1 pseudogene is annotated in these 245 nt (G+C 44.5%); it reads right to left on the bottom strand.

What is annotated here, in order from left to right:
- Positions 1-188 (bottom strand): annotated as a pseudogene (locus CWC17_RS19075) (imelysin family protein); the annotation flags it as partial.
- Positions 189-245 lie beyond the last annotated feature (57 nt).

Here is a 245-nt window from a genome sequence, read left to right as displayed (position 1 = left end):
ATTACAATGTCGCCTAAGTTAGCAACCAGAGGTTCTTCATCAAACTCAGGCACCTCTCGCGTAGTAGTTTGCCCGCTATCACTACCTTGAAAATCACTGCCCGTGCTACTTGAGCTACTTTCACCACAGCCACTAACTGTTAAATCTGCTGCAGCCACAACGACCCCTTTTTTTTCATTGTTTATCATTATTTCTACCCTAAATACTTCGAAAATTAAACGTCAAACGGCCAGCCCGTGGGCTGA

This window comes from Pseudoalteromonas sp. S3785 (assembly GCF_005887365.1).
Taxonomy (GTDB): domain Bacteria; phylum Pseudomonadota; class Gammaproteobacteria; order Enterobacterales; family Alteromonadaceae; genus Pseudoalteromonas.
The sequence above is the reverse complement of the archived record's forward strand: the minus strand, read 5'-3'. Positions and strand labels throughout refer to the sequence as shown.